Origin of the sequence: Bradyrhizobium quebecense, assembly GCF_013373795.3 — a bacterium.
Classification (GTDB): Bacteria; Pseudomonadota; Alphaproteobacteria; order Rhizobiales; family Xanthobacteraceae; genus Bradyrhizobium; species Bradyrhizobium quebecense.
On record NZ_CP088022.1, the window covers coordinates 5,520,554 to 5,544,670 of the forward strand.

At 63.8% G+C, this 24,117-nt stretch carries 28 protein-coding genes; 15 read left to right on the forward strand and 13 right to left on the reverse strand.

Going from position 1 to position 24,117, the window contains the following annotated elements; genetic code table 11:
• Positions 1–187: 187 nt before the first annotated feature.
• Complete coding sequence (locus HU230_RS26620) at positions 188–463, reverse strand: YiaA/YiaB family inner membrane protein (protein WP_016846457.1); 276 nt, start codon at positions 461–463, stop codon at positions 188–190.
• A 56-nt stretch (positions 464–519) separates the two neighbouring features.
• Positions 520–1,212 (reverse strand): PspA/IM30 family protein, encoded by a 693-nt coding sequence (locus tag HU230_RS26625; protein WP_176529170.1) that lies wholly within the window; start codon positions 1,210–1,212, stop codon positions 520–522.
• Positions 1,213–1,324: 112 nt separating this feature from the next.
• Between HU230_RS26625 and HU230_RS26630 the strand changes: the two genes are divergently transcribed.
• The 8 genes from HU230_RS26630 (at position 1,325) to HU230_RS26665 (ending at position 8,009) form a co-directional block, all read left to right on the forward strand.
• A complete protein-coding gene (locus HU230_RS26630) occupies positions 1,325–1,933 on the forward strand; it encodes a TetR/AcrR family transcriptional regulator (RefSeq protein WP_176529169.1) in 609 nt (202 codons plus the stop codon).
• A 240-nt stretch (positions 1,934–2,173) separates the two neighbouring features.
• The gene (locus tag HU230_RS26635) at positions 2,174–2,383 is read left to right on the forward strand and encodes a cold-shock protein (RefSeq protein ID WP_092123914.1); all 210 of its coding nucleotides are present in this window, start codon (positions 2,174–2,176) and stop codon (positions 2,381–2,383) included.
• Positions 2,384–2,615: 232 nt separating this feature from the next.
• Positions 2,616–3,734 carry an acyl-CoA desaturase gene (locus HU230_RS26640; RefSeq protein ID WP_176534851.1) on the forward strand — a complete coding sequence of 373 codons (1,119 nt, stop codon included), beginning with the start codon at positions 2,616–2,618 and terminating at the stop codon, positions 3,732–3,734.
• Between the two features lie 43 nt (positions 3,735–3,777).
• On the forward strand, positions 3,778–3,945 hold the full coding sequence (locus tag HU230_RS26645) for a hypothetical protein (protein WP_176529168.1): 168 nt from the start codon (positions 3,778–3,780) through the stop codon (positions 3,943–3,945).
• A gap of 202 nt (positions 3,946–4,147) precedes the next feature.
• Positions 4,148–5,008 (forward strand): tyrosine-type recombinase/integrase, encoded by an 861-nt coding sequence (locus tag HU230_RS26650; protein WP_029085027.1) that lies wholly within the window; start codon positions 4,148–4,150, stop codon positions 5,006–5,008.
• 20 nt (positions 5,009–5,028) lie between these two features.
• Positions 5,029–6,255 carry an IS91 family transposase gene (locus HU230_RS26655; protein ID WP_176528572.1) on the forward strand — a complete coding sequence of 409 codons (1,227 nt, stop codon included), beginning with the start codon at positions 5,029–5,031 and terminating at the stop codon, positions 6,253–6,255.
• Between the two features lie 418 nt (positions 6,256–6,673).
• Positions 6,674–7,625 (forward strand): IS630 family transposase gene (locus HU230_RS26660; RefSeq protein WP_176528729.1). Its coding sequence is split into 2 segments (ribosomal slippage): positions 6,674–7,014 and positions 7,013–7,625, totalling 954 coding nucleotides; the frame shifts between segments, so codons are not numbered across the junction.
• A 147-nt stretch (positions 7,626–7,772) separates the two neighbouring features.
• Positions 7,773–8,009: a hypothetical protein gene (locus tag HU230_RS26665; protein ID WP_176529167.1), complete on the forward strand. Its 237-nt coding sequence runs from the start codon at positions 7,773–7,775 to the stop codon at positions 8,007–8,009.
• A 24-nt stretch (positions 8,010–8,033) separates the two neighbouring features.
• Here HU230_RS26665 and HU230_RS26670 read toward each other — a convergent pair whose 3' ends face one another.
• Positions 8,034–8,405 (reverse strand): cupin domain-containing protein, encoded by a 372-nt coding sequence (locus tag HU230_RS26670; protein ID WP_176529166.1) that lies wholly within the window; start codon positions 8,403–8,405, stop codon positions 8,034–8,036.
• Between the two features lie 186 nt (positions 8,406–8,591).
• Here HU230_RS26670 and HU230_RS26675 point away from each other — a divergent pair, with 186 nt between their 5' ends.
• The gene (locus HU230_RS26675; protein WP_224943602.1) at positions 8,592–8,972 is read left to right on the forward strand and encodes a hypothetical protein; all 381 of its coding nucleotides are present in this window, start codon (positions 8,592–8,594) and stop codon (positions 8,970–8,972) included.
• Between the two features lie 217 nt (positions 8,973–9,189).
• On the opposite strand, the gene HU230_RS26680 is transcribed toward HU230_RS26675, so the two are convergent.
• The 3 genes from HU230_RS26680 to HU230_RS26690 form a co-directional block, all read right to left on the reverse strand.
• Positions 9,190–10,494 (reverse strand): ATP-binding protein, encoded by a 1,305-nt coding sequence (locus tag HU230_RS26680; protein ID WP_176529165.1) that lies wholly within the window; start codon positions 10,492–10,494, stop codon positions 9,190–9,192.
• Positions 10,491–11,153, reverse strand: a complete 663-nt coding sequence (locus tag HU230_RS26685) for a response regulator transcription factor (RefSeq protein ID WP_176529164.1) — start codon at positions 11,151–11,153, stop codon at positions 10,491–10,493. Before HU230_RS26685 ends, HU230_RS26680 begins: the two co-directional genes overlap by 4 nt.
• Positions 11,154–11,387: 234 nt before the next feature.
• A complete protein-coding gene (locus HU230_RS26690; protein ID WP_176529163.1) occupies positions 11,388–12,392 on the reverse strand; it encodes an IS30 family transposase in 1,005 nt (334 codons plus the stop codon).
• A 66-nt stretch (positions 12,393–12,458) separates the two neighbouring features.
• Between HU230_RS26690 and HU230_RS26695 the strand changes: the two genes are divergently transcribed.
• The 3 genes from HU230_RS26695 to HU230_RS26705 all read left to right on the forward strand — a co-directional run bounded on the left by HU230_RS26695 (position 12,459) and on the right by HU230_RS26705 (position 14,539).
• The gene (locus HU230_RS26695; protein ID WP_176534849.1) at positions 12,459–13,235 is read left to right on the forward strand and encodes a COG4705 family protein; all 777 of its coding nucleotides are present in this window, start codon (positions 12,459–12,461) and stop codon (positions 13,233–13,235) included.
• 57 nt (positions 13,236–13,292) lie between these two features.
• The gene (locus HU230_RS26700; protein WP_176529162.1) at positions 13,293–13,691 is read left to right on the forward strand and encodes a hypothetical protein; all 399 of its coding nucleotides are present in this window, start codon (positions 13,293–13,295) and stop codon (positions 13,689–13,691) included.
• Between the two features lie 77 nt (positions 13,692–13,768).
• A complete protein-coding gene (locus HU230_RS26705; protein ID WP_176529161.1) occupies positions 13,769–14,539 on the forward strand; it encodes a COG4705 family protein in 771 nt (256 codons plus the stop codon).
• Positions 14,540–14,629: 90 nt separating this feature from the next.
• Here the strand turns inward: HU230_RS26705 and HU230_RS26710 are convergent, their stop codons facing one another.
• On the reverse strand, positions 14,630–15,613 hold the full coding sequence (locus tag HU230_RS26710; protein WP_176529160.1) for a zinc-dependent alcohol dehydrogenase family protein: 984 nt from the start codon (positions 15,611–15,613) through the stop codon (positions 14,630–14,632).
• Positions 15,614–15,738: 125 nt separating this feature from the next.
• Here HU230_RS26710 and HU230_RS26715 point away from each other — a divergent pair, with 125 nt between their 5' ends.
• On the forward strand, positions 15,739–16,314 hold the full coding sequence (locus HU230_RS26715) for a TetR/AcrR family transcriptional regulator (RefSeq protein WP_176529159.1): 576 nt from the start codon (positions 15,739–15,741) through the stop codon (positions 16,312–16,314).
• A gap of 130 nt (positions 16,315–16,444) precedes the next feature.
• A complete protein-coding gene (locus tag HU230_RS26720; protein ID WP_224943605.1) occupies positions 16,445–16,798 on the forward strand; it encodes a hypothetical protein in 354 nt (117 codons plus the stop codon).
• A 51-nt stretch (positions 16,799–16,849) separates the two neighbouring features.
• On the opposite strand, the gene HU230_RS26725 is transcribed toward HU230_RS26720, so the two are convergent.
• The 5 genes from HU230_RS26725 to HU230_RS26745 form a co-directional block, all read right to left on the reverse strand.
• Positions 16,850–18,925, reverse strand: a complete 2,076-nt coding sequence (locus HU230_RS26725) for a 2Fe-2S iron-sulfur cluster-binding protein (RefSeq protein ID WP_176529158.1) — start codon at positions 18,923–18,925, stop codon at positions 16,850–16,852.
• Positions 18,926–18,985: 60 nt separating this feature from the next.
• Positions 18,986–19,603: a glutathione S-transferase family protein gene (locus HU230_RS26730; RefSeq protein WP_176529157.1), complete on the reverse strand. Its 618-nt coding sequence runs from the start codon at positions 19,601–19,603 to the stop codon at positions 18,986–18,988.
• Between the two features lie 169 nt (positions 19,604–19,772).
• The gene (locus HU230_RS26735; RefSeq protein WP_176529156.1) at positions 19,773–20,186 is read right to left on the reverse strand and encodes a Rieske (2Fe-2S) protein; all 414 of its coding nucleotides are present in this window, start codon (positions 20,184–20,186) and stop codon (positions 19,773–19,775) included.
• 230 nt (positions 20,187–20,416) lie between these two features.
• The gene (locus tag HU230_RS26740; RefSeq protein WP_176529155.1) at positions 20,417–21,529 is read right to left on the reverse strand and encodes an amidohydrolase family protein; all 1,113 of its coding nucleotides are present in this window, start codon (positions 21,527–21,529) and stop codon (positions 20,417–20,419) included.
• A 17-nt stretch (positions 21,530–21,546) separates the two neighbouring features.
• Positions 21,547–22,611, reverse strand: a complete 1,065-nt coding sequence (locus HU230_RS26745; protein ID WP_176529154.1) for an amidohydrolase family protein — start codon at positions 22,609–22,611, stop codon at positions 21,547–21,549.
• Positions 22,612–22,862: 251 nt separating this feature from the next.
• Here HU230_RS26745 and HU230_RS26750 point away from each other — a divergent pair, with 251 nt between their 5' ends.
• The gene (locus HU230_RS26750; protein WP_224943608.1) at positions 22,863–23,354 is read left to right on the forward strand and encodes a hypothetical protein; all 492 of its coding nucleotides are present in this window, start codon (positions 22,863–22,865) and stop codon (positions 23,352–23,354) included.
• 21 nt (positions 23,355–23,375) lie between these two features.
• Here the strand turns inward: HU230_RS26750 and HU230_RS26755 are convergent, their stop codons facing one another.
• Positions 23,376–24,089: a DJ-1/PfpI family protein gene (locus HU230_RS26755; protein ID WP_176529153.1), complete on the reverse strand. Its 714-nt coding sequence runs from the start codon at positions 24,087–24,089 to the stop codon at positions 23,376–23,378.
• Between the last annotated feature and the right edge of the window lie 28 nt (positions 24,090–24,117).

Genomic DNA, 24,117 nt, shown 5'->3' on the forward strand with positions numbered 1-24,117 from the left:
CCTCATTGCGAGCGAAGCGAAGCAATCCATCCTTCCGCGCACGCGGCACGATGGATTGCTTCGTCGCTTCAGCGCAAAATTGCTTTGCAATTTTGTCGCGAGCTCCTCGCAATGACGCGGGAGGATCCCGCCTCCCAACAGAGCGGCGGGTGAAAACCACCCGCCGCTTCGTCCTGGCTAGGGCCTCTTACGCCGCCTTGGAGACTTCCATCAGCAGGCGCTCGGCCTTGGCGTCCTCGATGCGGTTCACGAACTTGCTGCTCTCGTAATTGTCGCGCACCGTTTTGGTCAGCGTGACGCAGGTCTGGACCAGCATCACGATGCCCATCGTGAGATAGCCCTTCATCCAGAGGTCGATCGGTAGAAAGAACACGCCGACGGCGACGAGGAAAGCGGAGGCTGCGAAGGACGCGTAGGTGAAGGTGACCCAGCTGCCGCTGTGGGGTTGGATGGTCTGGTTCATGGTCGTCTCCTTGATAATAGCTGATTTGAAGTTGGCTTGGTTTCAGGCTCGAGATTTCAGGCGGCGGCGCGCCTGGCTTTCAGCCGCGCCAGCACGTCGTCGGCAGTCGATTTCATTCGCGGGCCAAAGCCCTGCTCGGCGAGCCTTTCGGCGACGACAAGCGGACCCGAGGCGGTGTCGATCTCGAACAGCGCGTCATCCGCCGCCTGGGTCTCCATCTGCCGCTCGCGCAGCCGCTTCAGCGTCGCTTCCGCTTCCGGCAGCGTCGACTCATAGGGCCGCGCCGCCTCGATGCCGCTCCGGCGCAGCGAACGCACGGCTTCCGAGGCACGGGCGAGGCGCCGACCACGGTCGAGCTCGGCAATGCGCGCCTCGGCATTGGCGACGTGGCGCTTCAGCCGGGTGATCTCGGTGGCGAACAGCGTGCGCGCGGTCATCGCGGCGTCGCGTTCGGCTTCGAGGTTGGCGATCGCCTGCGCGGCTTCGCGGGCGAGGTCGTCCCGGCCGCCCTCGAGCGCCGCCGACGCGCGCACCTCGAGATCGGCGATCCGGGCATTGGTCGCCTCAAGCCGCCGGCCCTCCTGCTGGTCGCCGGCAATGGCGAGCGCCAGGGTCCGTTTCGAGCGGTCGACCGCGGCGGCGGCATCGCGCATCTGCTGGTCGAGGACGACCAGCGCGGTCCGATCTTGCAGTTCCTCCTCGGCTGCCGCCACGCTGCCGCGGAAAATCGTCAAAACAGTTTTGAACATTTGGCCACTCCCTGTTATGAGCATCGCTCATGAATCTCTTGTACCACATAATGAGCGTCGCTCAAGATTTATTTGAGCAACGCTCACGAATGTGATTAACGACGGGTGAAACATGTCCAAAGCATTGGAACGACGTGCAAAACTGCGCGAAGCGCTTATCGAGGCGGCGGAACGGGCAATTGCGGCAAAGGGCCTCGGCGGCCTGAAAACCCGCGAGTTGGCCCAGGAAATCGGCATCGCCAATGGCGGCGTCTACAATCTGGTCGAGGATGTCGACGAGCTGATCCTGCGCGTCGGCTCGCGTACGCTGGCCCGGCTCGATGCTTCGCTGTCGCTGGCCGAGATCCGCGGCGCGGCCGCGCCGCGCGAGATGCTGGTGCGGATCGCGGTCGCCTATTGCGACTTCGCGGCCGACAATCTCGAACTGTGGCGCGCGTTGTTCGAGCACCGCATGCAGCCCGGCAAGCCGGTGCCGGAATGGGCGATCACCGAGCAGATGGAACTGTTCCGCCACATCTACAAGCCGCTCGCCACGCTGCTTCCGCAGCGCTCGCCGGCGCAGCTCGGCGTCACCGCGCGCAGCCTGTTCTCCGCCGTGCATGGCATGGTCGCGCTCGGGCTGGAGCACAAGCTGATCGCGGTACCGATCGGCGCGCTGCGCAGCGAGATCTCGACCTTGACGCGCGCGATGGTCGACGGCCTGACGGCGACGAAGGCTTAGCGCAGGTGCCCGTAATCGCACGGTATCCCCGCCGTGCGGTCAGGCAGAGAAAGGAGGAAGGCCCCTTGCGGAACGATCGAACTGTAGTTACTTACCTCGGATCGAGTTTCGGCCGAACGACTTGGCCTCGCCGCTGATAGCGTGCCTGACTGACGACCCTCACCCCCTGAACTTCGAATTAGCCTGCTGCGCCCTCGGGTGCGGCTCCAAACACGCATCTATACTAAAGGACGATGTTCCATGAGCTTGGGAACTGTGAAGTGGTTTAACGGCCAGAAGGGTTTCGGCTTCATTCAGCCGGACGACGGCGGCCAGGACGTTTTCGTTCATATCAGCGCCGTCGAACGCGCCGGCATGAGCTCCCTCAACGAGGGTCAGAAGGTTTCTTTTGAAATCGTTGCGGACCGCCGGACCGGCAAATCTGCTGCGGACAATCTCCGCGCGGTGTAAGCTGCGACAATTAGCCATGCTGCTTTGACCACGGATGAACTGGCAGAGCCTCTGGTTACGCGACCCCGCGACTGGTCACCCGGCCGCGGGGTTCTCTTTATCAACACCGCGCGCAATGCCCGCCAGGACCAGGACTTGAACCGTCTGCCGGCGAACCGGCCTGCGCATCGAAGCAGCTGAGGTCGCGAGCGTGTCCACCAGTATCGATCCGGCGCCGCAGCACGACGACATCATGTACCCGCAGGTCCTGCCGTTCGTGCTGGTCCACGTCGGGTGTCTCGCAGCGATCTGGTCGGGCGTCTCATGGCCAGCGATTGCAATTTGCGTCGCGCTGTATTGGCTGCGCATGTTTGCGATCACGGCCGGATATCATCGCTACTTCTCGCATCGAGCTTATTCGACAAGCCGGGCGTTTCAATTCATCCTTGCATTCCTTGCCCAAAGCAGCGCCCAGAAAAGCATCCTTTGGTGGGCCGCGAAACATCGACATCACCATCTTCATTCCGACACCGAGCAGGATGTGCATTCGCCGCTGCACAAGGGCCTCGTGTACAGTCATCTCGGCTGGATCTTCTATCGACAGCACGATGCAACTGATCTGACGAAAGTTTCGGATTTTGCCTCATATCCGGAGTTGATGTGGCTGCACAAATTCGAGGTTTTGCCGGCGGTCGTGGTCGCGTGTCTGTGCTTCCTCGTTGCCGGATGGCCGGGACTCCTGGTCGGTTTCTTCTGGAGCACCGTGCTGCTGTATCACGCAACGTTTTGCATCAACTCCCTCGCACATGTTCACGGACGCAAGCGGTATGTGACGGGCGATGACTCCCGCAACAATTGGCTGCTGGCGCTGGTTACGATGGGTGAGGGTTGGCACAACAATCACCACGCCTATCAAAGCAGCGCGCGGCAAGGCTTCCGCTGGTGGGAGATTGATGCGACCTATTATGTCCTGGTGACCTTGTCCTGGCTCGGTATCGTCTGGGATCTGAAGGCGCCGCCCACCCAGGTTCTCCAGAACGAGCAACGCCTCGGATCGCGCGTGATCAAGCGGACGGCCGAGCAGCTCGCCGGCCGTTTCAATCCCGAATACATCGCACAGGCGATCAAATCCTCAGTCCATGAAACCGGATTGTCGGTGCGGGACGCGCTTTTTCTGTTGCAGCATCGTGCCGATTTGCATCTGCCCAGCATGCCGACGCGCGAGCAGTTGTTGGCTGAGGCCCAGGCCATGTTTGCGAAGACGCCATCGCTGGACGACATCGTCGACCGTGCACATGAGCTGCTGGTGGAATCGGTCTGCTTCCTTCTGGCCGTTCCGCCGCCGGTGGCCGGGGTAAACCCGAAAGCTTGAGAGAGCGGTAGCATTTTGCCTCGGGCATCCCCATATAGAGTTAATGACCAACTGGCAAAAACCGAGCAAGCGCGAACCACCCAAGACCAAGGCCGAATTGCGCGAGATGCTGACCGAGGCCGTGCGTAACACGCCAAGCCCGGACCAGGCGTCGAAGCAGCGCCCGGCAAAAGTCAAGAAGGCCGCGGCTGGAGCCGCCGACATCGATTAGAGCGTTTTCGAGCGAAGTGGGACACCGGTTCGCGTGAAGAAAACGCGTCAAAACAAGAATCTAGAGCATTTTCTGACCTGGCGGAATCGGAAGGGATTGAACTAAGCCGCTGCCGCGGCGTAGGGGGCAAGGTGGCATAGATCGCCTCCTGGCTGAGAGGATGTGGGTGTTGGAGCCCACCCCCTCAGACAGGAGTATCGAGATGGCCGATTTGAGCCCTCTTCGCCGCCGCATGATCGAAGACATGACCGTCCGCAATCTGTCGCCGGCGACGCAAAGATCCTACATCAGCGCGGTTTCGAAGTTCAGCCGCTATTTTGGCCGATCGCCTGACCGGTTAGAGCTGGAAGACGTCCGCGCCTTCCAGGTGCATTTGGTCTCGACCGGCATCTCATGGCCGGCGCTGAACCAGATCGTCTGTGCGCTACGGTTTTTCTACGGCGTCACGCTCGGCGAGGCGCTCATCCCAGAGCGCATTCCCTATGCGCGAGAACCGCGCAAGCTGCCGGTCGTTCTCAGCGCCGACGAAGTGGTTCAGTTTCTTGAAGCGGTATCGAGCCTGAAGAGCCGCGCCGCGCTCACCACCGCCTATGCGGCCGGGCTCAGGGCCTCGGAGGTTGCGGGACTGCGGATCGAAGACATCGACAGCGCCCGCGGCGTCATCCAGGTGCGCCACGGCAAGGGCGCGAAGGATCGCAACGTGATGCTGTCGCCCCAGCTGCTGGGCATCCTGCGCACCTACTGGCGGCTCGCCCGGCCGCGGCTTTATCTGTTCCCTGGTCGTGACGAAGATCATCCGATCGATCAGACCGTGCTGCATGCCGCCTGCCGGTCGGCGGTGAAGGCTGCGGGCCTGACCAAGCGCGTCACGCTGCACACGCTGCGCCACAGCTTCGCGACACATCTTCTCGAGAACGGAACCGATATCCGGATCATCCAGGTCTTGCTCGGGCACAATAATTTGTCGTCGACAGCGCGCTACACGCAGGTCGCCACCGATACGATCCGAGCGACGCAGAGCCCGCTCGATCGCCTGTCGCTGGAGGTGACGCCACCTGGATGACCCGCAGCGGGATGCGGGTCATGACCCGCTCCGACATCCGCTCCAACAGGCCCGCCATCGAGATTGCCGATATTCTGTGCCGGCATGGCGACGCCTATCGCCGTGTACATGCCGGTCATCTGGGGCGGGTCGAGCGGCGCGTGATGAGCGCGATCGTTGCGTGCCGGACCGAGGCGCTCGGCGGCCACATGCAGGCTTGCGACGACTGCGGCACGACACGCGTTGCCTATAATTCCTGCCGCAATCGGCACTGTCCGAAGTGTCAGGGGAGAGCCCGAGCCGCGTGGCTCGCCGCGCGTCAAGCCGACCTGCTTCCGGTTCCCTATTTCCACGTCGTCTTTACACTTCCCGCACCGATCGCCGCGATCGCTTTCCAGAACAAGGCCGTCGTCTATGCCATCCTGTTCAAGGCTGCCGCCGAGGCGATGACGACGCTCGCCGCCAATCCACGCCGGCTCGGCGGTGCGATCGGCGGCGTCGCCGTCCTCCACACCTGGGGACAGACGCTGATGCATCATCCCCACGTCCATTGCGTCGTTCCGGGTGGCGGCCTCTCGCCCGATGGCGCGCGCTGGACCGCTTGCCGACCGAACTTCTTCCTGGCCGTCAAACCGTTGTCCAGACTATTTCGCACACTTTTTCTCAAACGTCTGTCGGCAGCCTTCAACTCCGGTGCCTTGCGTTTCTTCGGCGATCTCGGAGCTCTGGCCGAGCCGGCTGCCTTTGCGGCCCACCTCGACGCCATGCGACGCATCAACTGGGTTGTTTACGCCAAGCGGCCCTTCGGCGGACCCGCACAGGTCCTGGCCTATCTCGGCCGCTACACCCATCGCGTCGCGATCGCCAACAGCCGGCTCGTCGCACTCGACGACGATCATGTCGCCTTCTCATGGAAGGACTATCGCCAAAACAGCGCGACAAAGATCATGAATCTCAAGCCCGATGAGTTCATTCGCCGTTTCCTGCTTCATACGCTGCCTGACGGCTTCCACCGCATCCGCCACTTCGGCTTCATGGCCAACCGCCATCGCGCTGCCAAGCTCGCCCTTTGCCGCGAACTTCTCGATCATGAGCGAACAGCCCCAAACGATGGCCAGCCGTCGCCTGTGGATTCGGAGGCTCAAACCCGGGCCGAGGTTCCTGCCTGTCCCGATTGTGGTGGCGTCATGCGCATCATTGAGCGCTTTCGACATAGCTTCAGACGCCCCAGCCCTCGAACATCACCGTTCCGATGCGACACATCGTGAGCCAAGTCATGTCGTGCACGACGATCATCATTCGTCATTTCGCTCCCAGCGTCTCGATCATCGCGGACGATGTCGAATCCGTGCTGTCACACTGCGCGACAACAACCGTCCGATGCAGCAAAAGGCCTATCGCGATCTCAGGCGAAGCGCGTCTGATCTCAACTCTTCCAGGATGCGCACTCCTGTGTCTCTGCCTCACGCGCCGAGCCAGCAGATCGGGCATGGCGATCTCGAACAATCCCCATAGCTGCAAAACCGCGAATAGCCTCCCGCGCCTTCGTTCAATCCGGCTTCAATGAGGTCGCGTCATAAGCGCCTGCCGCGCCCTCGCGTGAGCGCGACCTCACAGAACCCTCCAGATTCCCTTGTGAGGCAAATCGTGATTCACCCTGAGGGCTGGTGATGGAGGCCAGCCCCCATGGCTAAGCCGCTCTCGCCGGACCTTCGCCTTCGCATTATTCGGGCTGTGGAAGAGGAAGGCATGAGCTGTCGGGGCGCCGCCGGCCGGTTCGGCGTAGCGCCATCGACAGCGATCGAACTGGTCAACGAATGGCGCAGCACCGGCGCTTGTGAGGCGGGAGCGCAGGGCGGAGACAGACGTTCAGCTCGGATCGAGGGTCATGCTGCGGAGATCCTCTCCCTGGTCAAGGCTACGCCTGACATGACGCTGGCCGAGATCGCTGACCATCTCCTCAAAGTCCACGGCGAGCGTTTCGTGCCGAGCGTGGTCTGGCGATTCTTCGATCGCCGCAACATCACGTTCAAAAAAAACATCGCACGCCAGCGAGCAGGATCGGCCGGACGTGGCCGCTGAACGCGCGGCGTGGAAGGCATCTCAGCCTGAGATCGGCATCCATCGGTTGGTGTTTATCGACGAGACGGGAGCCTCGACCAAGATGGCGCGGCGCTATGGCCGCTCGCCGTACGGCCAGCGCTGTGTCGCAGCGCTCCCGCATGGTCATTGGAAGACGACGACCTTCGTCGGCGCGCTCAGAGCGACCGGCATGACTGCGCCGATGGTCCTTGACGGTCCCATGGATGGTCTGGCGTTCGAGGCTTACGTGACGCAAGTCCTCGTGCCGACACTCAGGCCCGGCGACATCGTGGTGATGGACAATCTCGCAGCACACAAGCGCGCCGAGGTCGGCATCGCAATCGATGCCGTGGGCGCCCAGCTCCTCTATTTGCCGCCTTATTCGCCCGACCTCAATCCGATCGAAATGGCCTTCGCCAAGCTCAAAGCCGCACTTCGAAAGGCCGCCGCCAGATCAATCGAGGCTTTGGACAACGCTATTGCCACCGCCCTGACCGCCTTCACCGCCCAAGAGTGCCTGAACTTCTTCGCCGCAGCCGGTTATGACCGTGTCTGATCAGAATCTGCTCTAGAGCTTCGGTTCTGATTCAATCAGAACCGAAAATGCTCTAGCCCTCGCGCGCCACCCGACCGGATCGCCCGCCCCGGGGATACGACCGAATTCCATTCGCGACGAGCGCGAAGATTTCCGTGAAGGAGCAGCATGCGCAAGCTTCCCAAGCCTACCGAACAAGAGATCAATGAAGGACCCCAAGCGGTGTCTTTTCAGATTGCGAACGGAAACGCGCGGCAGGACTGCATCCTGCAAACCACATTCCCGACGAAGATGCAGGCGCACAAATATCTGCTCGCGAATTGGCCGACCTTCGAAAAGATGGCTCGCGATGCCCTTGCGGCGGGAACCATTGAAGGCGGCCGGATCAAGCTCGCGATGATCTGAACAGCCCACGGAAACACCCAGACCTCACGGCTCCATCGTGTAGGCGCGGCCGGGTTCGAGCGCATAGATCGTCAGAAAGCGCAGCGGCCGATGCGGGTCGCAATTGCGAAACAGCGTGTGCGGAACATCGGCCCGATCCTGCAGGGTCTCGCCTGCCCGATATTGCCGTGGCGCCTCGTCGCCATAGGCGGACTCGGCAACGCCCTCGACGATGAAGATCACGCCGCCGACCGGATGCCGGTGCAGCGGAGCAACCCCGCCGGGCGGATAAGTCACCTCGGCAACGACAAGCTCGCGCTGATCGCCGGGTAGAGCAAGTCGCTCAAGGGTCTTGCGCGTGACGCCGGCAAAGCCGGTTTGCTGAGCGTTGGCCTGACCGTTGTTGCTTTCAGTCATTGGAACCCTTTCTTGTCATGCGAGCCCTTGTCCCGATCGGATCGGGCGCGACTATGGCGGCGCTCCAACGACGCAACAAGCGCCAAGCATTTCAACCCATGTCACACAGCTGAGGCTAGGCCCTTGCCATCCCTGCTTCCACGTTGCAGGATTCCGACGCCGAACATCTTCAGCAGTGGGCCTTGCATGAAAACGGGTATCGTCGTCGCCGCCCTGGCGTTCATCTTTGCGGCATCAAGTGTCACGCCGGCGTCATCGGCGCAGGCCGTGCCGGACTGCTCGATGTCGGTGACGTTGGCGGATTGGGGCGAGAATTCGACCGGCGATATCGACGTCGCCTCGGGCGAAAGTTGCCAGATCCCGATCGGAATCCGCGGCACGGTGACGGACTCGTCGATCTCGCAAAAGCCGATCTATGGCAAATTGAAGAAGATCAACGCATCGACCTTCGAATACAGGGCGAAGGCCAAATACAAGGGTAACGATACGTTTGCCATCAAGGCAACAGGTCAGGGACCGAAGGCCTCCGGCACCTCGGTCATCACCGTGCACGCCACGATCAAGTAGTCGCCGATCCAGTTAGATTGCCGCGCGCCGGGCAGGCACGTTTCAAGCTCCGCCGTCGTGTTTGCCATGAGAAACGTCCTTGCTCCAATGCCTGGCATTGTTGTCGTCGGCCCGCGACATCCGAACCGGTCTCGACCGGCGGCGCGCGGGGCCGGCTCTCAAGACGCCATGGCAATAATGTCGCGCGGCTGGCGCCTATTTTGCCGGCCGCCAGGCCTCACGCGTCGGTCGCCGGCAGCTTGACGGTCACGCGCAGGCCTGAACGTCCGGCACCGGTCACATTTTCGAACAGGACCGAACCGGCGGCACGATCGACGATGCGCTTCACGATCGAGAGCCCGAGCCCGGCGCCCTCTCCGCTCGGCTGGCCACCGCGAAAGAACGGCTCGCCGATCCGCGCCAGATCCTGCGGCGGAATCCCCGGCCCGGTGTCCTCGATCTGGATGACGGCCATTCCGTCCTCCCGACTGACGGCAAGATCGACGGACCCTCCGTTGGGCGTGAACTTGATTGCGTTCTCCACCAGGTTCCGGACCGCCGAGATCAGCGACAGCTCATCAGCGTTCACCGCGACCACCTCGACCGTCGTGAAACCGAGATCGATGTTGCGCGCTGCCGCCTCAGGCAGCAGATCGGCGACGACGCCTTTTACGATCTTGTCCAGCTCCACCGCTACACGCGCGATGGACGGCGCAGCGTCCTGACGCGCCAGCGCCAGGAGTTGCTCGAGCAGATGCTTGGTGCGCCGCATGCCGCTCTTCAGCGCATCGAGCCGGTCACGCGTCTCCGCCGGCATGTCGAGGGAAGCGAGATTTTCCGCCTGCAGGCTGAGCGCGGTGACCGGCGTTCGAAGTTCGTGGGCCGCGTCGGCGATGAAACGCCGTTGCTGGTCCATCATGACGCGCACCCGCCCCAGCAACCCGTTGATCGAGCCAAGGAACGGCTGCAGCTCGCTCGGCGCGCCCGTCGCCGGCAATGCACCGACGTCATCCACCCTGCTCGCATCGAGATCGCCGGCGAGGCGCAACATCGGCCGGAACGATCGGGCGATCACGAATGCCGTCATCAGCAAAAGGCACGGCACCAACGCAGCGATCGGCAACAGCGTACGTACGGCCATATCGCCCGCGATCTCGGTGCGTATCTCGGTCTGCTGCGTCACCGCAAAGCGGCTGCCGTCCGGCCGCGTCCGAAGCAGCACGCGGACCGGCTGGCCGCGATAGACATCATTGTGCAGCCCATCCGTCAGTCCCCAAAGCCGGCGATCGTCGGCAGAGCCGCGCGCCACCTCACCGAGCTCGACGACGGCGACCTCGGCATCCGCGTCGACACCGGTGACCGGGCGGCTTTGCCGGATCGGAGCGCTGAGCGCAAAGCTGCCGATCTGGATCAGGACGGAGTCCTGCATCTCGATCGCTTCGCTGTAGGCCCATCTGTACGCCAGAATTCCGCCGACGGCACCCGTCAACAGGATGATCGCGGTGAGTCCGACGAACAGGCGTCCGCGCAGCGATCTCATCATCTCGAACGATCCACCATCCATCCGACGCCGCGCACGTTCCTGATCGCCGCGGCGCCGAGTTTTCTGCGCACGGCGTGAATCAGAAACTCGACCGCGTTGCTCTCGACCTCCTCGCGCCAGCCATAGATCTGCCGTTCGAGCTCGGCACGGGACAGGATCGTTCCCGGCCGCGCCAGCAGCGCCTGTAGCAGGGCGAACTCGCGAGCGCTGAGCACGGCCTTCTCTTCGCAGAATGTGGCTTCCCGCGTCGCCGGATCGAGATGAAGCTCGCCGTTCGTCAGCACCGGCGGCGTTCCGCTGCCCTCGCGCCGCAGCACCGCGCGCATGCGCGCCAGCAACTCGGCGATCTCGAACGGCTTGACCAGGTAATCGTCGGCGCCGAGATCGAGCCCCTGGATGCGATCGTTCAGCGCATCGCGTGCGGTGAGAATGATCACGGGAAGGCGCGAGGCGCGCTCCCGGATCGTCTTGAGGACGTCGAGACCGTCAGTCAATGGCAGGCCGAGATCGAGCAGCGCAATGTCGTAGGTCTCGCTGCGGCTGGCTTCGATGGCGAGATCGCCATTGCGCACCCAGTCGACCGCATAGGCGGCATCCCTCAGCGCCTCGACGACGGCGGCGCCGATCATCCTGTCGTCCTCCACCACGAGCACCCGCATCGCCTGGCAATCCATTCCGATCCGCGCCGGGAGTAGGCCCGGCGAAACTGCGTCGCACCGAACAACCCGCGACGCCTGCGCGATCATATCAGTTTCGACTTAGCCGCGGCTTAGGGGCTTTCGGCGCCCAAATGGCGGCCGCTCCGCCCACCTAAGCCGGGGCTAAGTCTCGCAGTGCACGCTCGCTGTCGAACTCGGCGGAACCGCCGACCCTGTCAAAGCGGAGCGATGGAGTCACGTTTGAAGTGCAACGATTGATTTGAGTTTGGAGAATGCCTCGGCGGGGGTCTTGAAGTCGAAGCATTTGCGTGGGGTATCGTTGAGGCGCTGAACGAGCCGCCTGAGGGCGGCTGCCGTGATGAACCTGAGGTCAGTTTTGCGTGGCAGAGAGCGTCGTAAGCGCCCGATGGAGTTTTCCACGCCGCCTTTTTGCCAGGGACTATGGGGATCGCAGAAGAAGGTTTGGACGCCGAGGGCGTTATGAAGCCTGTGATGCTCGGCGAACTCGGTTCCGTTGTCGAAGCTGATGGTTTTACGGATCGCCTGTGGAAGCTTGCCGAGTTGACGGGCGATGGTCCGAGCGGTGAGGACAGCTTTCCGATCGCGTGGGTGCAGCACGATGCTGAAGCGGGTTTGGCGCTCGTGGAGAACCAGCAATCCTTGGCCATATCGCGCGAACAGCATGAAGTCGGCTTCCCAATGACCCGGCGTCCCGCGGCCTTCGACCTCGGAGGGTCGTTCATCGATCGAGCGCCGTTGTTTAATGAAGCTGGCAGGGCTGCCGCCTGGGCGTCGCCGGCGCCCTCGCCTGAGTTTATGGCGCGGCAGCAGGCGGTGCCAGTAATCCTTCTGGGCCGTACGATGATAGATGAAACGATAGATTGACTCGTGGCTGATCATGACGCGACCATGTTCTCGCGCCAGTCGACCAGCGATCTGCTCCGGCGAATGTCCCATCGCAAGGCTTTTGCCGACGCAGTCCCGCAGGGCCGGCTGGCGCGCCAGCTTGAAGCGGCCATCCTGCCGTCGCCGACGTTCGGCCAATTGTTGAGCCCGGACCGGTTCGTAACCGCCCTTCCAGACCTTGGTCGGCCGCGAGTTGCGCTTCAGCTCCCGACTTATCGTCGACGTCGCGCGGTCAAGCGCAGACGCAATATCGTTTTGAGATTTACCATCTGCATGCAGGTGGTAAATCTCAACGCGCTCTTCAAGGCTGAGCTGGCCATAACATTGTCCCATCGCCACAACACCCTAGCAGGTGTTGCACTTGTGTCGTGAACCCAAGAGCTTCACACCGTGCTGGATATCAGACCCATCGGCCGCAGCGTGCTGAACAAGGTCCCCGAAGTCACTCTCATCTTCTGGCTGATCAAGATCATGTCGACCACGGTCGGCGAGACCGGCGCCGATTATCTCGCTGTCCATGTCGGCCTCGGAACAAGTGTAACGGGGCTGCTGATGATGACGCTGCTAGCCGCAGTGCTGGCCATCCAGCTGCGGATGGACCGTTACGTGCCATGGGTCTACTGGCTGACGGTCGTGCTCGTCAGCATCGTCGGGACGCAGATCACTGATGCACTGACCGACAAGCTCGAGATCAGCCTCTACGTCAGTACGGCCGCCTTCGCGATCGCCCTGGCCGCGACCTTCGCGATCTGGTTTTCGGTCGAGCGGACGCTGTCGATCCACAGCATCGTGACGAAACGGCGCGAACTGTTCTACTGGGCCGCGATCCTCTTCACATTCGCGCTCGGCACGGCTGCGGGCGATCTTGCGACCGAAGCGCTGGGCCTTGGCTTCAACGTCGGGGTGGTCGCGTTCGCGGCACTGATCGCGGCGATCGCGGCAGCCTACGCACTCGGCGCCAATGCGGTGCTGACCTTCTGGCTCGCCTACATCCTGACGCGTCCACTCGGGGCATCGTTCGGCGACCTGCTGTCCCAGGCCCGTGAATACGGCGGGCTCGGCTTCGGCACGATCTACACCAGCCTCGCCTTCCTGACGGTGATCGTCGCGCTGGTCGTCTGGCTGTCGTTCGAAGGCGACGCCGGCGGAAAGCCCGAGGCGTCGCGCGGCGCGTGAATTCGACATGCGCCCCGACGGACACCAATCGAAGCCCCTCACACAGGAGAACCACCCATGAACAAGACGACACTCGGCCTTGCGACGGCGATTGTCGCGCTCGCAGTCATCCAGCCGCTCCCCGATGCCAACGCAGGCCTCAGGCTGCTGCCGCACACGCAGACAGCCGCCTCCAGGCTCGGCGACCTGGCGCCATTTCGCAGCATCGCCACCGATGTCGCGGCACTGCTCGACAAGGGCGACCTGGCCGGCGCCAAGACGCGGATCAAGGATCTCGAGACCAAATGGGACGAAGCGGAAGCCGGATTGAAGCCGCGCGCGGCCGCGGACTGGCACACGGTCGACAAGGCGATCGATCGCGCGCTCGAGGCGGTGCGTGAGACCAATCCGGATGCCGCCAAATGCAGGAAGGCGCTCGCCGAGTTGCTGTCGATCATGGACTCGATGAAGGCCTGATCTCTCCATCCAGCATTTCGACCATCCGCCAGTGGCATCGCCCGCTGGCGGTCCTGCCTCCCGGAGCGAAGAACCCCATGGAATTATTGTTGCACGACACCGCCGCGGACGACCGCGCGGGAAAAGTCCCCGCCGTCACGCTCGGCTTCTGGGTCATCAAGATTCTCGCCACGACGCTCGGCGAAACCGGCGGCGACGCCGTCACGATGTCGATGAATCTCGGCTATCTCGTCGGCACTGCGATCTTCGCGGTCATCTTCGCTGTTGCCGTCGCGGCGCAGATGGCGGCGAAGCGCTTTCATCCGCTGCTCTACTGGACGGTGATCATCGCGACGACGACCGTCGGCACGACCTTTGCCGATTTCGTCGACCGCTCGCTGGGGATCGGATATCTCGGCGGCTCATCGCTGCTCGCCGGACTGCTCGTTGTGTCCCTCGCCGCATGGCATCGCACCATGGGAACGGTCTCGATCGCATCGATCGACAACAAGGCGGCCGAAACCTTCTACTGGATCACGATCCTGTTCTCGCAGACGCTGGGAACGGCGCTTGGCGACTGGATGGCCGACTCCACCGGCCTCGGCTATGGCGGCGGCGCCATCGTGTTCGCCGCCGGCATCGCCATCGTCGCCGCCGCCTATCTCTGGACGCGGGTGTCGCACACGGTGCTGTTCTGGATCGCCTTCGTCCTGACCAGGCCGCTCGGCGCGACCGTCGGCGATTTCCTCGACAAGCCGCTCGATCACGGCGGCCTTGCGCTCAGCCGCTACACGGCATCGATCGCTCTCGCCGCTGCGATCGCGGCACTGGTCTTCATCCTGCCGCAGCGGGCGGGTGAGCATGCGTGAACGCTCGCACGGTTCTCCGGACCCCGGCGCGTTCCGCGAGCTTCGGACAAAGGACCGGCGCGCCTCAGCAAGACCTGCTCGAACTGTCGATCAGGCCCTGTTCGGCGTGAAGATGACCTTGCCCTTGAATGCTGCCGCCTTGGCGATGGCTTCCGGGAATCCTTCGAGGGCATAGGTCCCGACAACCGGCGCGCTGATCGCACCGGATGCGACCATCGGCACGAGATGGTCGTACATCCTGGCCAGGGTCTCGTCGGTTGCGGTCTTGCCCCAATGGCCGAGCCAGAAGCCGCGCACGGACACTTCATTGAAGATCACGCTCAAGGCCGAGCCGGAGAACGGCTGTCCGCTCATCGCGCTGTAGATGACGAGCACCGCCTTCGGCGCCAGGCAATTCATCAGGTTCAAGGCGGACGTGCCGCCGACGACGTCGAGCGCCAGCGGGATCGGCGCTCCGCCGGTCTCCTTGGCCACCCGCTTGGCGAGATCCGGCCCGTCGACCAGCACGACATCACCGCCGACCGACTTGACCTCGTCCACGACCTCCTCGCGCCGGACGACGTTGACGGTCTTCAGCCCGAGCGACTTGGCGACGGCGATCACCGCCCGCGCCGTCGCTGAATTGGCGCCGTTCTGGATCACCCAGCCGCCGTGCGGAATCTTCACGAAATCGGTCAGCAGCAGATAGGCGGTCGCCGGGTTGACCCCGATCATCGAGAGTTGCTGGATATCCGCTTTCTCTGGCAACGGCCGCTGCCAGGACGCCGTGAACTTGACGCGTTCGGTCCAGGTCGGGACCGTGAACGGGATCAACGTGCGATCGCCGACCTTCAGGTTCTTGACCTGCGATCCCGCGGCAACCACCCGCCCGACGCCTTCGATCCCGAGCGTCGCCGGCGGCGTCGGCAGATAGCCGTAGCGCCCGGCGATGATCATGAAATCCGAGTTGTTGATCGGCGCAGCCTCGACGACGACCACGACCTCGTTGGGACCGGGGCTGCCGACGTCGGGCACCTCATTGAGCTTGACCACATCCTGGGCACGTCCGAACGCAACCACCTGAACAGCCTTCATCGCACGATCTCCCGGTTTCGTTATGTACTAGTAAGTACAGAATATGGATGACGTCAATGGCCCCAACTGCCTTCACGGCAAGGTGAAGGCTTCACATCCGACGCGGGAGTACATAAAATAGCGAGATGGCAAGGCCGCGCAGCTTCGATCCGGACGATGTCCTGGAAATCGCCCGTCAGGTGTTCTGGCAGAAGGGTTTTCAGGCGACCTCGCTCGACGAGATCACGGCGGCGAGCGGCGTCGCGAAGCCCAGCCTCTATGCTGCGTTCGGCGACAAGAACGCGTTGTTCCTCAAGGTGCTGGACCGCTATCATGACGGCATTCTGGGCTGGGCCGAGCGCGTGCTGGCACAGCCTGTGCCGGCCCGTGAGGCGATCAGGCAGTGGCTGACCGGCTTCATCCCCTACTGCTCGGGCGAGAAAGGACAGCGCGGCTGCCTGTCGATCAATTCCGCGACCGACGGCTCGCTCGATCAGGCCGAACTCCGCAAGAGCATCGAACGCTACAACCGGCGGCTCGAAGAGCTGTTGCGCGCGCGGCTGCGCGCCGACCGCGCCGAATTCAGAAAGGGCTTTGACCCCGACGTCACCGCGCACACCATCATGGTCGTGCATGCCGGGCTGCTGGCGCTCGCGCACCAAAGGCCGGATCCAAAACGGGTGAAGGCCGTGATCGACCAGGTGATGGGCCTGCTCGCCTGAGTTTGCTGGCCCGGCGGTACACTGCGCCCTCGCATGAATGTGAATATATGATATACATCATCTTATTGATGTCGCGCGTGCGATGACCATGTCCGGATTGGCTGCTGGGCCTTTCCGGATCTGGGATCAGATGAACAAACCGTTTTGGCGTGCGATGCTTTTTGCCACCGGCTTGCTGGCGCTGCCGGCGCTCGGCCCAGTGCGAGCCCATGATCACCAGCATCCCGAGTTGAACGGCTGGTACGAGAGCCTGCATAGCGGCAAGGGACCCTGCTGCGACGGCAGCGACGCGCAGCGCGTCGACGATGCCGATTGGGACACCAAGGACGGCCACTATCGCGTCCGCCTCGAGGGTGAATGGGTCGACGTTCCCGACGAGGCCGTCGTTGCCGGCCCGAACCGCGCCGGCCGCACCATGGTCTGGCCGTATTACCTCGATGGCCACCCACGGCCGCGCTGCTTCATGCCGGGCAGCATGGGCTGAGCAGCCGCGACGGCGCGCCGCGCGGATTGCGTGGTCGGCGAACTCGGCTGATCAAAGATCCAGCTGGACCCGGCCCTCGTCGTCGCCATCCGGCTTCGCCGGCACGGCGCAGCAGATCAGCACCTCCTCGTCAGCCACCTCGGCAGTCGGCTCCTTCAGATAGGTGACGGCGCCTGCCGACAATCGGGTTCGACAGCTTCCGCAATTGCCTTCACGGCAACTGAACGCGGGGCTGAGGCCGCGCTCCTCTGCCAGTTCGAGCAGTGTTCCCGACTCCGGCGTCCAGCGCGCTTCCTTCATCGATGCAGTGAAGGCGACCGGGACCGGCGTGGTCGCAGCCGGCCGGCGCGGCGGCACTGTTGTGACCACGTCCGCCTTCCTCACCAGCGGCGATGGACCAAACGCCTCGGCGTGAATCCTGCCGTCGGCAATGTTGTAGCGGCGCAGGGCGTCATAGAGTGATTGCGTGAACTGCGGCGGCCCGCACAGATAGAAATCGTAATCGTTGAACGGCAGGACGCGCGACAGCAGCGCCATGTCGATCCGTCCCGCGGCATCGTAGTCCGTGCCCTGCTCGGCGCCATCGACGTCGCTGAGGACGCGGATGATCCGGACTGCGCCGCCGGCGGTCTCAGCCAGCTGCTGCAACTCGTCACCGAACGCGCGCTCGGCCCTGGCATGCGCAGCCTGGAACAGGAATGTCGGCCGGATGCCGCGGGTGCGCAGCCCCTCATAGACCAAGTGGCGCAGCATCGCGAGCATCGGCGTGATGCCGACGCCGCCGGCAAGCAGCACCGCCGGCCGCTTCTCGCGCGCATCGATCGTGAAGCCGCCGCCCGGCGCGCGCGCCTCGATGATGTCGCCGACATGGATCGTGTCGTGGAGATGCTGCGACACCAGCCCGTCGCGCTTCACGCTGATGCGGTACATGGCGTCCGACGGCGCGACCGACAATGTGTAGGTGCGAATGACCGGCTTGTCGGAGCCGGGCAATGTGAGGCGGATCGGCAGATGCTGTCCGGCCTGATGCGGCAGCAGCCCTGCGCCATCGTCCGGCTGCAGATGAAACGAGCGGATCGAACGGCTCTCGTCGACAATCCTGGTGACCTTGAACGGGCGCCACTGCGTGGCGCGCTCCGCCGCACGGAGCCGGTCGGCGGCCTGCGCCCAGTCGCCGGTCATCAAGGCATTCGGCGACCAGCCTTCGGCCCGGAGCGCCCAGCGCAGCGGCAGCGCACCGCGCCTGCGCACCATGCGGCGGGCACGAAAACTCCACAGCCGTTCGGCGCCCTGGAACGCCGCGATCTCGGGCGAGTCCAGGACCACCTCGGCGTCGCCGGTCAGCTGCAGCATGTCGCCGGTTTCGAAATCGACGAACACCAACCCCGCCTTGCCGTTGACGAGGATGTTGCCGAGCGTGTTGAAGAAAAGATTGCCGGCGAAATCGGGGATCGTGAGCGCGCCGTCGGCGGCGACGCGGACGAAACCCGCTCTGCCGCCGCGATGCGAGACGTCGACCTGGCGACGATCCTCGCGCTCGGCATAGGACGCCACGAAGAACGTATCCGCCGCCGCGATCGTGTCGCGCGCGGCCTGATCCAGCGTCGTGCTTTCCTCAATTTCTCCCTTGAACGGTTCATTCGGCTCGCGCACGAAGGCGAAATCGCGCAGCTGGATATATTGCGGACAATTGCCGAAGCTCTGGTCGAGCTCGAAGCTGAGCGCCTTGCCTGACGATGCACGGAGCAGCCCGTTGGCACGGTTGCGACGCCGCGTGTGCAATTCGATTCCCAATATTCCGATCGCATCGCCCTCGCGCATGCCCTCGCTGACGGGATCGCTGGCGTCAGGCCGCGCATCGATCTCGAGGCTGCGCGGCGTCGGCGAGGCGATGAAGCCGGGCCGGCCGGCCAGCAACGAGGCCCACACGTCACCGCTCCGGTCGACGCTGCCGACCACGACGAAGGGAATCTGCGCGAAGAAATCGCGATGCTGGTCGGGCATGAAATCGCGCACCGCGCGCTGGCCGACCGCCGCCATCTTCTCGGCGACACCGACCTTCTGCTGGATCGCCATCTCGCCGGCGTGCCAGGTCGCGAGCTTGCTCTTGGTTCGCCTGTCGCTCATTGCGTCGCCCTCCCTTTCGGGGTTGGACGGGCGCGCCCGCAGGCACGCCCGGTCGACCTATCACGCAGCCGCCGCCAGACCGGCGGGCGTCTTGGCAAAGGGCACGAAGCCCGGCAGCGCCTCGATCCGGCGCAGGAACGCGTTGACGCGCGGGTAGGCGGAGAGATCGACGTTGCCTTCGGGCGCGCTCGACAGATAGCTGTAGAGCGCGACATCGGCGATGGTCGGCTGCGCGCCGACCAGCCAGTCGCGCTCGGCGAGATGGGCTTCGAGCCGCTTCAGCAGGACGTGGGCGCGAGCGATCACGTCGTCCGGATTGAACTTCGCGCCGAACACCGTGATCAGCCGCGCCGCGGCGGGACCGAATGCGAGATCGCCGGCCGCGACCGACAGCCAGCGCTGCACCATGGCCGCGCCTTTCGCATCCTGTGGCAGCCAGTCGGTGCGGCCGAGCTTGGTTGCGAGATAGACGAGGATCGCATTGGAGTCACAAACGATGGTGCCGTCATCGTCCAGCACCGGCACCTGGCCGAACGGATTGAGCGCGAGAAACTCCGGCGTCTTCTGCGCCCCGGACTTGAGGTCGACGTCGACCAGCTCGTGCGGAATGCCCAGCAGGGACATGAACAGGCGGGCGCGGTGCGCGTGGCCGGAGAGAGCAAAGTGATAAAGCTTCATGGTGCCGTTCCTGATGTCGTGGGCGGGGTCATCCCGACCGCGACCTCAAGGTGGCCTATTGCATTCGATATTATAATTACTGCCGTTGGAACTTCATTATTGCGAATATTGCAATAACACCGTCAATGGCTGGGCTTGTCCCAGCGTGAAGGGTTTTACGACGCAGCCCTTACACCTCAACGATCACGTAATCATCTTCGATATGGACCGGAAACGTCTCGGCGACATACGGCCCCTTCTGCAACTCGGCGCCGCTTTCGACCGCGACCGGATAGGAGCGGATCCTGAACCGCTTGGGATCGAACCAGGACTGGCCGTTGCGCATGTCGAATTCCCAGCCGTGCCACGGACAGCGCAGCATCTCGCCGACACGGTCGCGCTGATAGATGCCGGGCTCCGGCGACGTCAGGCGCGCCACGCAGGCCGCCTTCTCCAGCGGCGCGCCCTCATGCGGACAGCGATTGAGCAGCGCGAAGAACTCACCATTGACGTGGAACACGACGATGTCGCGGCCCTCGAGGCCGAACACCTTGTTGCCGCCGGCAGGAATCTCACTGGTGCGCGCGACGATGTGACGGGCCATCTGAATCCTAGCGCAGGGTGAGGTCAGCTTGAAACGGTTCGGCAACAGACGCGCTGCACCTCTCCCGCTCGCGGGGGAGGTCGTATCGCATCGCTAGATGCGATACGGGTGGGGGCTCTCTCCACACGAAGAGTGTCGCAAGCGGCGACACCCCCACCCCAACCCTCCCCCGCAAGCGGGAGAGGGGGCTCGGTTCCGTCGCGGTTGCTACTCGTCCTAATCTCATGATCCTAAAACTTGTAGACCGCGCGGGCGTTGCTGTTGAAGATCTTGCGCCGCTCGGCGTCCGTCAGCGGCGTCTTGAAGGCGTAGCGCGCGTCGTCATAGTCCCAGTGCGGATAGTCCGACGAGAACAGCAGCCGGTCGATCCCGACCCATTCGATCAGCTGGCGCAGGTGCTTCGCTTCATCCGGCTCGTCGATCGGCTGGGTCGTGAACCAGAAATGCTCCTTCACATATTCGCTCGGCTTGCGCTTTAGATGCGGCACCTCGCTGCGGAAGCGCTCGAAATGCTGGTCCATCCGCCACATCGTGGCGGGGATCCAGCCGAAGCCACCCTCGATGAACACGATCTTCAGTTTCGGGAAGCGCTCGGGAACGCCTTCCAGCACAAGGCTCGTGAGGTTCGAGGCCACCGTATGCGCGTTCGACTGATGCTCCTCGCAGTAGTAGGACGGCCAGCCGCCGCCGGTCGGCGCATGCCCGCCATAGCCGCCAACATGGATACCGAGCGGCAGATCGAGCTCTTGCGCACGCTCGTAGATCGGCCAGTAGCGCCGGCGGCCGAGCGGCTCGTTGGCGCGCGGCGACACGTTGATCTGGATATACTCACCGGTTTTGGCGCAACGGTCGATCTCGGCGAGGCCGAGGTCGGAGCCGTCCTGCCCGACCAGGATCGAGGCCTTCAGGCGCGGATCGCGGTGCGCCCAGAAGGCGAGCTGCCAGTCGTTGATGGCGCGCTGGATGGCGGCGCCGAATTCCAGATTCTGCTGCGAGAAGATGAAGAGGTCGAGCACCTGCAGGATGCCGAACTCGACGTCGAACGGGTCGAGATGCTGCTTGCGCATGAAATCGAGGTCGGAGCCCGGCACGCCGCCGGTCGGCGGCCAGGCATCGCGCCGCGCGATCAGCGGCGAGGAGCGCGGATATGGCGTGGTGCCGATATAGGGCGTGCGCAGATGACTGCCATATTCCTTGAGATGCTGCTGCCAGCGCTTTGGCAGGAACTCGTTGAGGTCGCTGTGCGCATGAATGCTCGGATGGATGTCGCAATCGATGATCTTGAGCCGCGTCGCGGCGGCGGTCTCCAGGTCGAGCATCGGGCGGTCGATGACGTCACTCATGCGATCCTCCATTGAATCTAAGAATCGAGCTTCAGGCGCGGAAACGTTTCCAGCGGATTATCCTGGCACATCCGCCTGACGATGCTGTCAGGCAGATATCGCGGGACCGGATCGTCGCCGTCAAACTGCCAGTGCGGATAGTCGGACGCGAACAGGAACATCTTGTCGGAGCCGATCTGGTCGATGATGTCGGCGACGCCGGTCGCATCCATCGGCGCGTCGAACGGCTGCATGGTGACGCGGAAATGGTCGCGGATGATCGCGGCCGGCTCGCGCTCGACCCACGGCACCTCGACGCGGACGCCGCGCCAGGTCTTGTTGGCGCGCCACATGAAGGCCGGCAGCCAGCTGACGCCCGACTCCATCAGCACGACCGTCAAGCGCGGATACTTCCCGAACACGCCCTCATAGATCAGGCTCAATGTCTGCGCCTGGAACGCCTGCGCTTCGGCGAGATAATATTCGTAGCGATAGGACGGCCAGCCGATCGAGCTCGGCGCGCCGCGATAGGCGCTGCCGGCGTGGATTGCGATCGGCAGTCTGTGTTTCTCCGCGGCCTGATAGATCGGCCAGTAGTGCCGCCGCCCGAGCAGCATCTCGCCTTGCGAGGGCACCAGCACGGAGACGAAGCGGTTGTCACCGGCGCGGCGCTCGATCTCCTCGACCGCGAGGTCCGGTGCCTGGATCGGCACCACGATCGAGGCGCGCAGCCGCGTGTCCCTGGCAAGCCACTCCGCCGCGATCCAGTCGTTGATCGCCTTGCAGAAGTCCGCCGCCATGTAGGGATCGAACACCGCCTGCGCGCCGTAGACGACGTTGCAGATGGCGTGACTGGCGCCGAGCTGGTCGAACGCGCCGCGCTGCACCATGGCGAGATCGCTGCCGGGCTTGCGGCCGTCGGCCGGCCGCCAGTCGGCGCGGCCGGACAGCGGCATCGACGGCGGATAGGAATTGAGGTCCAGCCCGTCGATGGCGCGGCTGACCACCTGTTCCTTCCAGTGATCGCTGAGATAAGGCAGCAGCGTGGTGCGCGTTCCCCCCACCGCGGGATGGATGTCGCAGTCGATGCGCATGGCCGCCATGATGCTCCCTAGATGTTCCGTTCCTCGGACTGAACTTCTTGTCTTGGTTGTTGGCGGCATCGCTGCCGCGGAGCGGACTGTGACGCCGATGGCGCGATCGCGCAAGCCGATCCGCGCGGGGCCGCCCTGCCCTATGCGCGCACCGGCCTCACGTGAAGTTGCGGGATCGCGTGTGAACGGCATCACCCATTCAGGTCACAAGGCGTGCTAGCGATTCCGCGCCGCGGAAAGCGCAGATACAGGAGACGGGAATGAGACTTGGAATGAGACTTGGCCGATTGACGATCCTCGCATGTTCATTGTCGCTGGCCTCGTCAGCCGCATGGGCTGCGCCCGCGACCACGTCCGGCTCGGTCGCGCTGGCGCTCGTAGGCGTGGTGGCACCCTATTCGCCGCTGCCGGCCAAGGAGAAGAAGGCGGTCGCCGCGTTCTTTGGCGGCAACAGCAATGTTCGCTATGCCAGGAAGATCACCGTCACCGCCGACAAGGTCGTCTGCCGCGCCAGCAATGTCGACATCACCTCGCGCTCCTGCGCGCTGACCTTCGGCAGCAGGACCCACACCGTGAAGGGCAGCGAGGCCAACGCGATCTACGCAACCGTGGCGCTGGCCGGCGTGCCGCCCGACGGCGCCGCAGGCACGATCTACGAGGCGCTGTCGAAACTGTCCTGCACACTCGATCCAAAGGTGATCAAGGACAAGGCCGGCGGCGGCGCCGACTGCACTTTCGAGCCGGGAAATTAGAGCGCACCTGAAGCGCGGCTCTCAATCTCCCTGCACCACGACACCCAGCCTGGCGGCCACGCGGCGTGCGGTCTCCTCCCGCTGCGCCGTGATCGCGCGCACGGCCTCGCGCGACTGCTGCAGGATCTCGGGTGGCGCGGTCTCCGGCGTGCCGCAGTCGAACGGCGGCTCCGGCGCATACACCATATAGAGCTGGATCGCGCGCGCGGCATCATCGCCGCGCAATTCGGCGGCGAGCCGCAATGCCCCATCGATGCCTGCCGTGATTCCGGCGGCGAAGACAAAGCTTCCGTCCACCACCACGCGTTGGTTCACGGGCGTAGCGCCGAAGAACGGCAGCAGATGAAACGACGCCCAATGTGTCGTCGCCCTGCGCCCCTTCAGAAGCCCGGCCGCGCCGCAGATCAGCGCACCCGTGCAAACCGAGAAGATGCGGCATGCCCCCGCCGCCTGCCGGCTGATCCAGCCGAGCACTTCGGCGTCCTCCATCAAGGCTTGCTGACCGAAGCCGCCCGGCACATGCAGCACATCGAGCGGCGGTGCATCGGCCAGCGTCGCATCTGGTGTCAGCCGCAATCCCTTGATGTCGCGGACAGGCTCGGCGGTCTTGCCGTAGATGCGGTAGGTCGAATGCGGAATCCGCGACAGCACCTCGAACGGCCCGGTCAAGTCGATTTGATCGACGCCTTCGAACAGCAGTGATCCGATCCGCAAGTGGACATCATGAGCAATCATCGAACTTCCCTCAAACTTCGCTTGAACT

Coding starts and splice junctions, on each gene's coding strand:
- HU230_RS26690 (WP_176529163.1), bottom strand. CDS start 12,392: ATGGGACAATGTTATGGCCAGCTCAGCCTTGAAGAGCGCGTTGAGATT.
- HU230_RS26750 (WP_224943608.1), top strand. CDS start 22,863: ATGAGACTTGGAATGAGACTTGGCCGATTGACGATCCTCGCATGTTCA.
- HU230_RS26650 (WP_029085027.1), top strand. CDS start 4,148: ATGGCCGATTTGAGCCCTCTTCGCCGCCGCATGATCGAAGACATGACC.
- HU230_RS26720 (WP_224943605.1), top strand. CDS start 16,445: ATGAACAAACCGTTTTGGCGTGCGATGCTTTTTGCCACCGGCTTGCTG.
- HU230_RS26630 (WP_176529169.1), top strand. CDS start 1,325: ATGTCCAAAGCATTGGAACGACGTGCAAAACTGCGCGAAGCGCTTATC.
- HU230_RS26725 (WP_176529158.1), bottom strand. CDS start 18,925: ATGAGCGACAGGCGAACCAAGAGCAAGCTCGCGACCTGGCACGCCGGC.
- HU230_RS26705 (WP_176529161.1), top strand. CDS start 13,769: ATGGAATTATTGTTGCACGACACCGCCGCGGACGACCGCGCGGGAAAA.
- HU230_RS26755 (WP_176529153.1), bottom strand. CDS start 24,089: ATGATTGCTCATGATGTCCACTTGCGGATCGGATCACTGCTGTTCGAA.
- HU230_RS26640 (WP_176534851.1), top strand. CDS start 2,616: ATGTACCCGCAGGTCCTGCCGTTCGTGCTGGTCCACGTCGGGTGTCTC.
- HU230_RS26730 (WP_176529157.1), bottom strand. CDS start 19,603: ATGAAGCTTTATCACTTTGCTCTCTCCGGCCACGCGCACCGCGCCCGC.
- HU230_RS26670 (WP_176529166.1), bottom strand. CDS start 8,405: ATGACTGAAAGCAACAACGGTCAGGCCAACGCTCAGCAAACCGGCTTT.
- HU230_RS26645 (WP_176529168.1), top strand. CDS start 3,778: ATGACCAACTGGCAAAAACCGAGCAAGCGCGAACCACCCAAGACCAAG.
- HU230_RS26635 (WP_092123914.1), top strand. CDS start 2,174: ATGAGCTTGGGAACTGTGAAGTGGTTTAACGGCCAGAAGGGTTTCGGC.
- HU230_RS26715 (WP_176529159.1), top strand. CDS start 15,739: ATGGCAAGGCCGCGCAGCTTCGATCCGGACGATGTCCTGGAAATCGCC.
- HU230_RS26625 (WP_176529170.1), bottom strand. CDS start 1,212: ATGTTCAAAACTGTTTTGACGATTTTCCGCGGCAGCGTGGCGGCAGCC.
- HU230_RS26620 (WP_016846457.1), bottom strand. CDS start 463: ATGAACCAGACCATCCAACCCCACAGCGGCAGCTGGGTCACCTTCACC.
- HU230_RS26685 (WP_176529164.1), bottom strand. CDS start 11,153: ATGCGGGTGCTCGTGGTGGAGGACGACAGGATGATCGGCGCCGCCGTC.
- HU230_RS26655 (WP_176528572.1), top strand. CDS start 5,029: ATGACCCGCTCCGACATCCGCTCCAACAGGCCCGCCATCGAGATTGCC.
- HU230_RS26680 (WP_176529165.1), bottom strand. CDS start 10,494: ATGATGAGATCGCTGCGCGGACGCCTGTTCGTCGGACTCACCGCGATC.
- HU230_RS26700 (WP_176529162.1), top strand. CDS start 13,293: ATGAACAAGACGACACTCGGCCTTGCGACGGCGATTGTCGCGCTCGCA.
- HU230_RS26745 (WP_176529154.1), bottom strand. CDS start 22,611: ATGGCGGCCATGCGCATCGACTGCGACATCCATCCCGCGGTGGGGGGA.
- HU230_RS26710 (WP_176529160.1), bottom strand. CDS start 15,613: ATGAAGGCTGTTCAGGTGGTTGCGTTCGGACGTGCCCAGGATGTGGTC.
- HU230_RS26675 (WP_224943602.1), top strand. CDS start 8,592: ATGAAAACGGGTATCGTCGTCGCCGCCCTGGCGTTCATCTTTGCGGCA.
- HU230_RS26665 (WP_176529167.1), top strand. CDS start 7,773: ATGCGCAAGCTTCCCAAGCCTACCGAACAAGAGATCAATGAAGGACCC.
- HU230_RS26735 (WP_176529156.1), bottom strand. CDS start 20,186: ATGGCCCGTCACATCGTCGCGCGCACCAGTGAGATTCCTGCCGGCGGC.
- HU230_RS26740 (WP_176529155.1), bottom strand. CDS start 21,529: ATGAGTGACGTCATCGACCGCCCGATGCTCGACCTGGAGACCGCCGCC.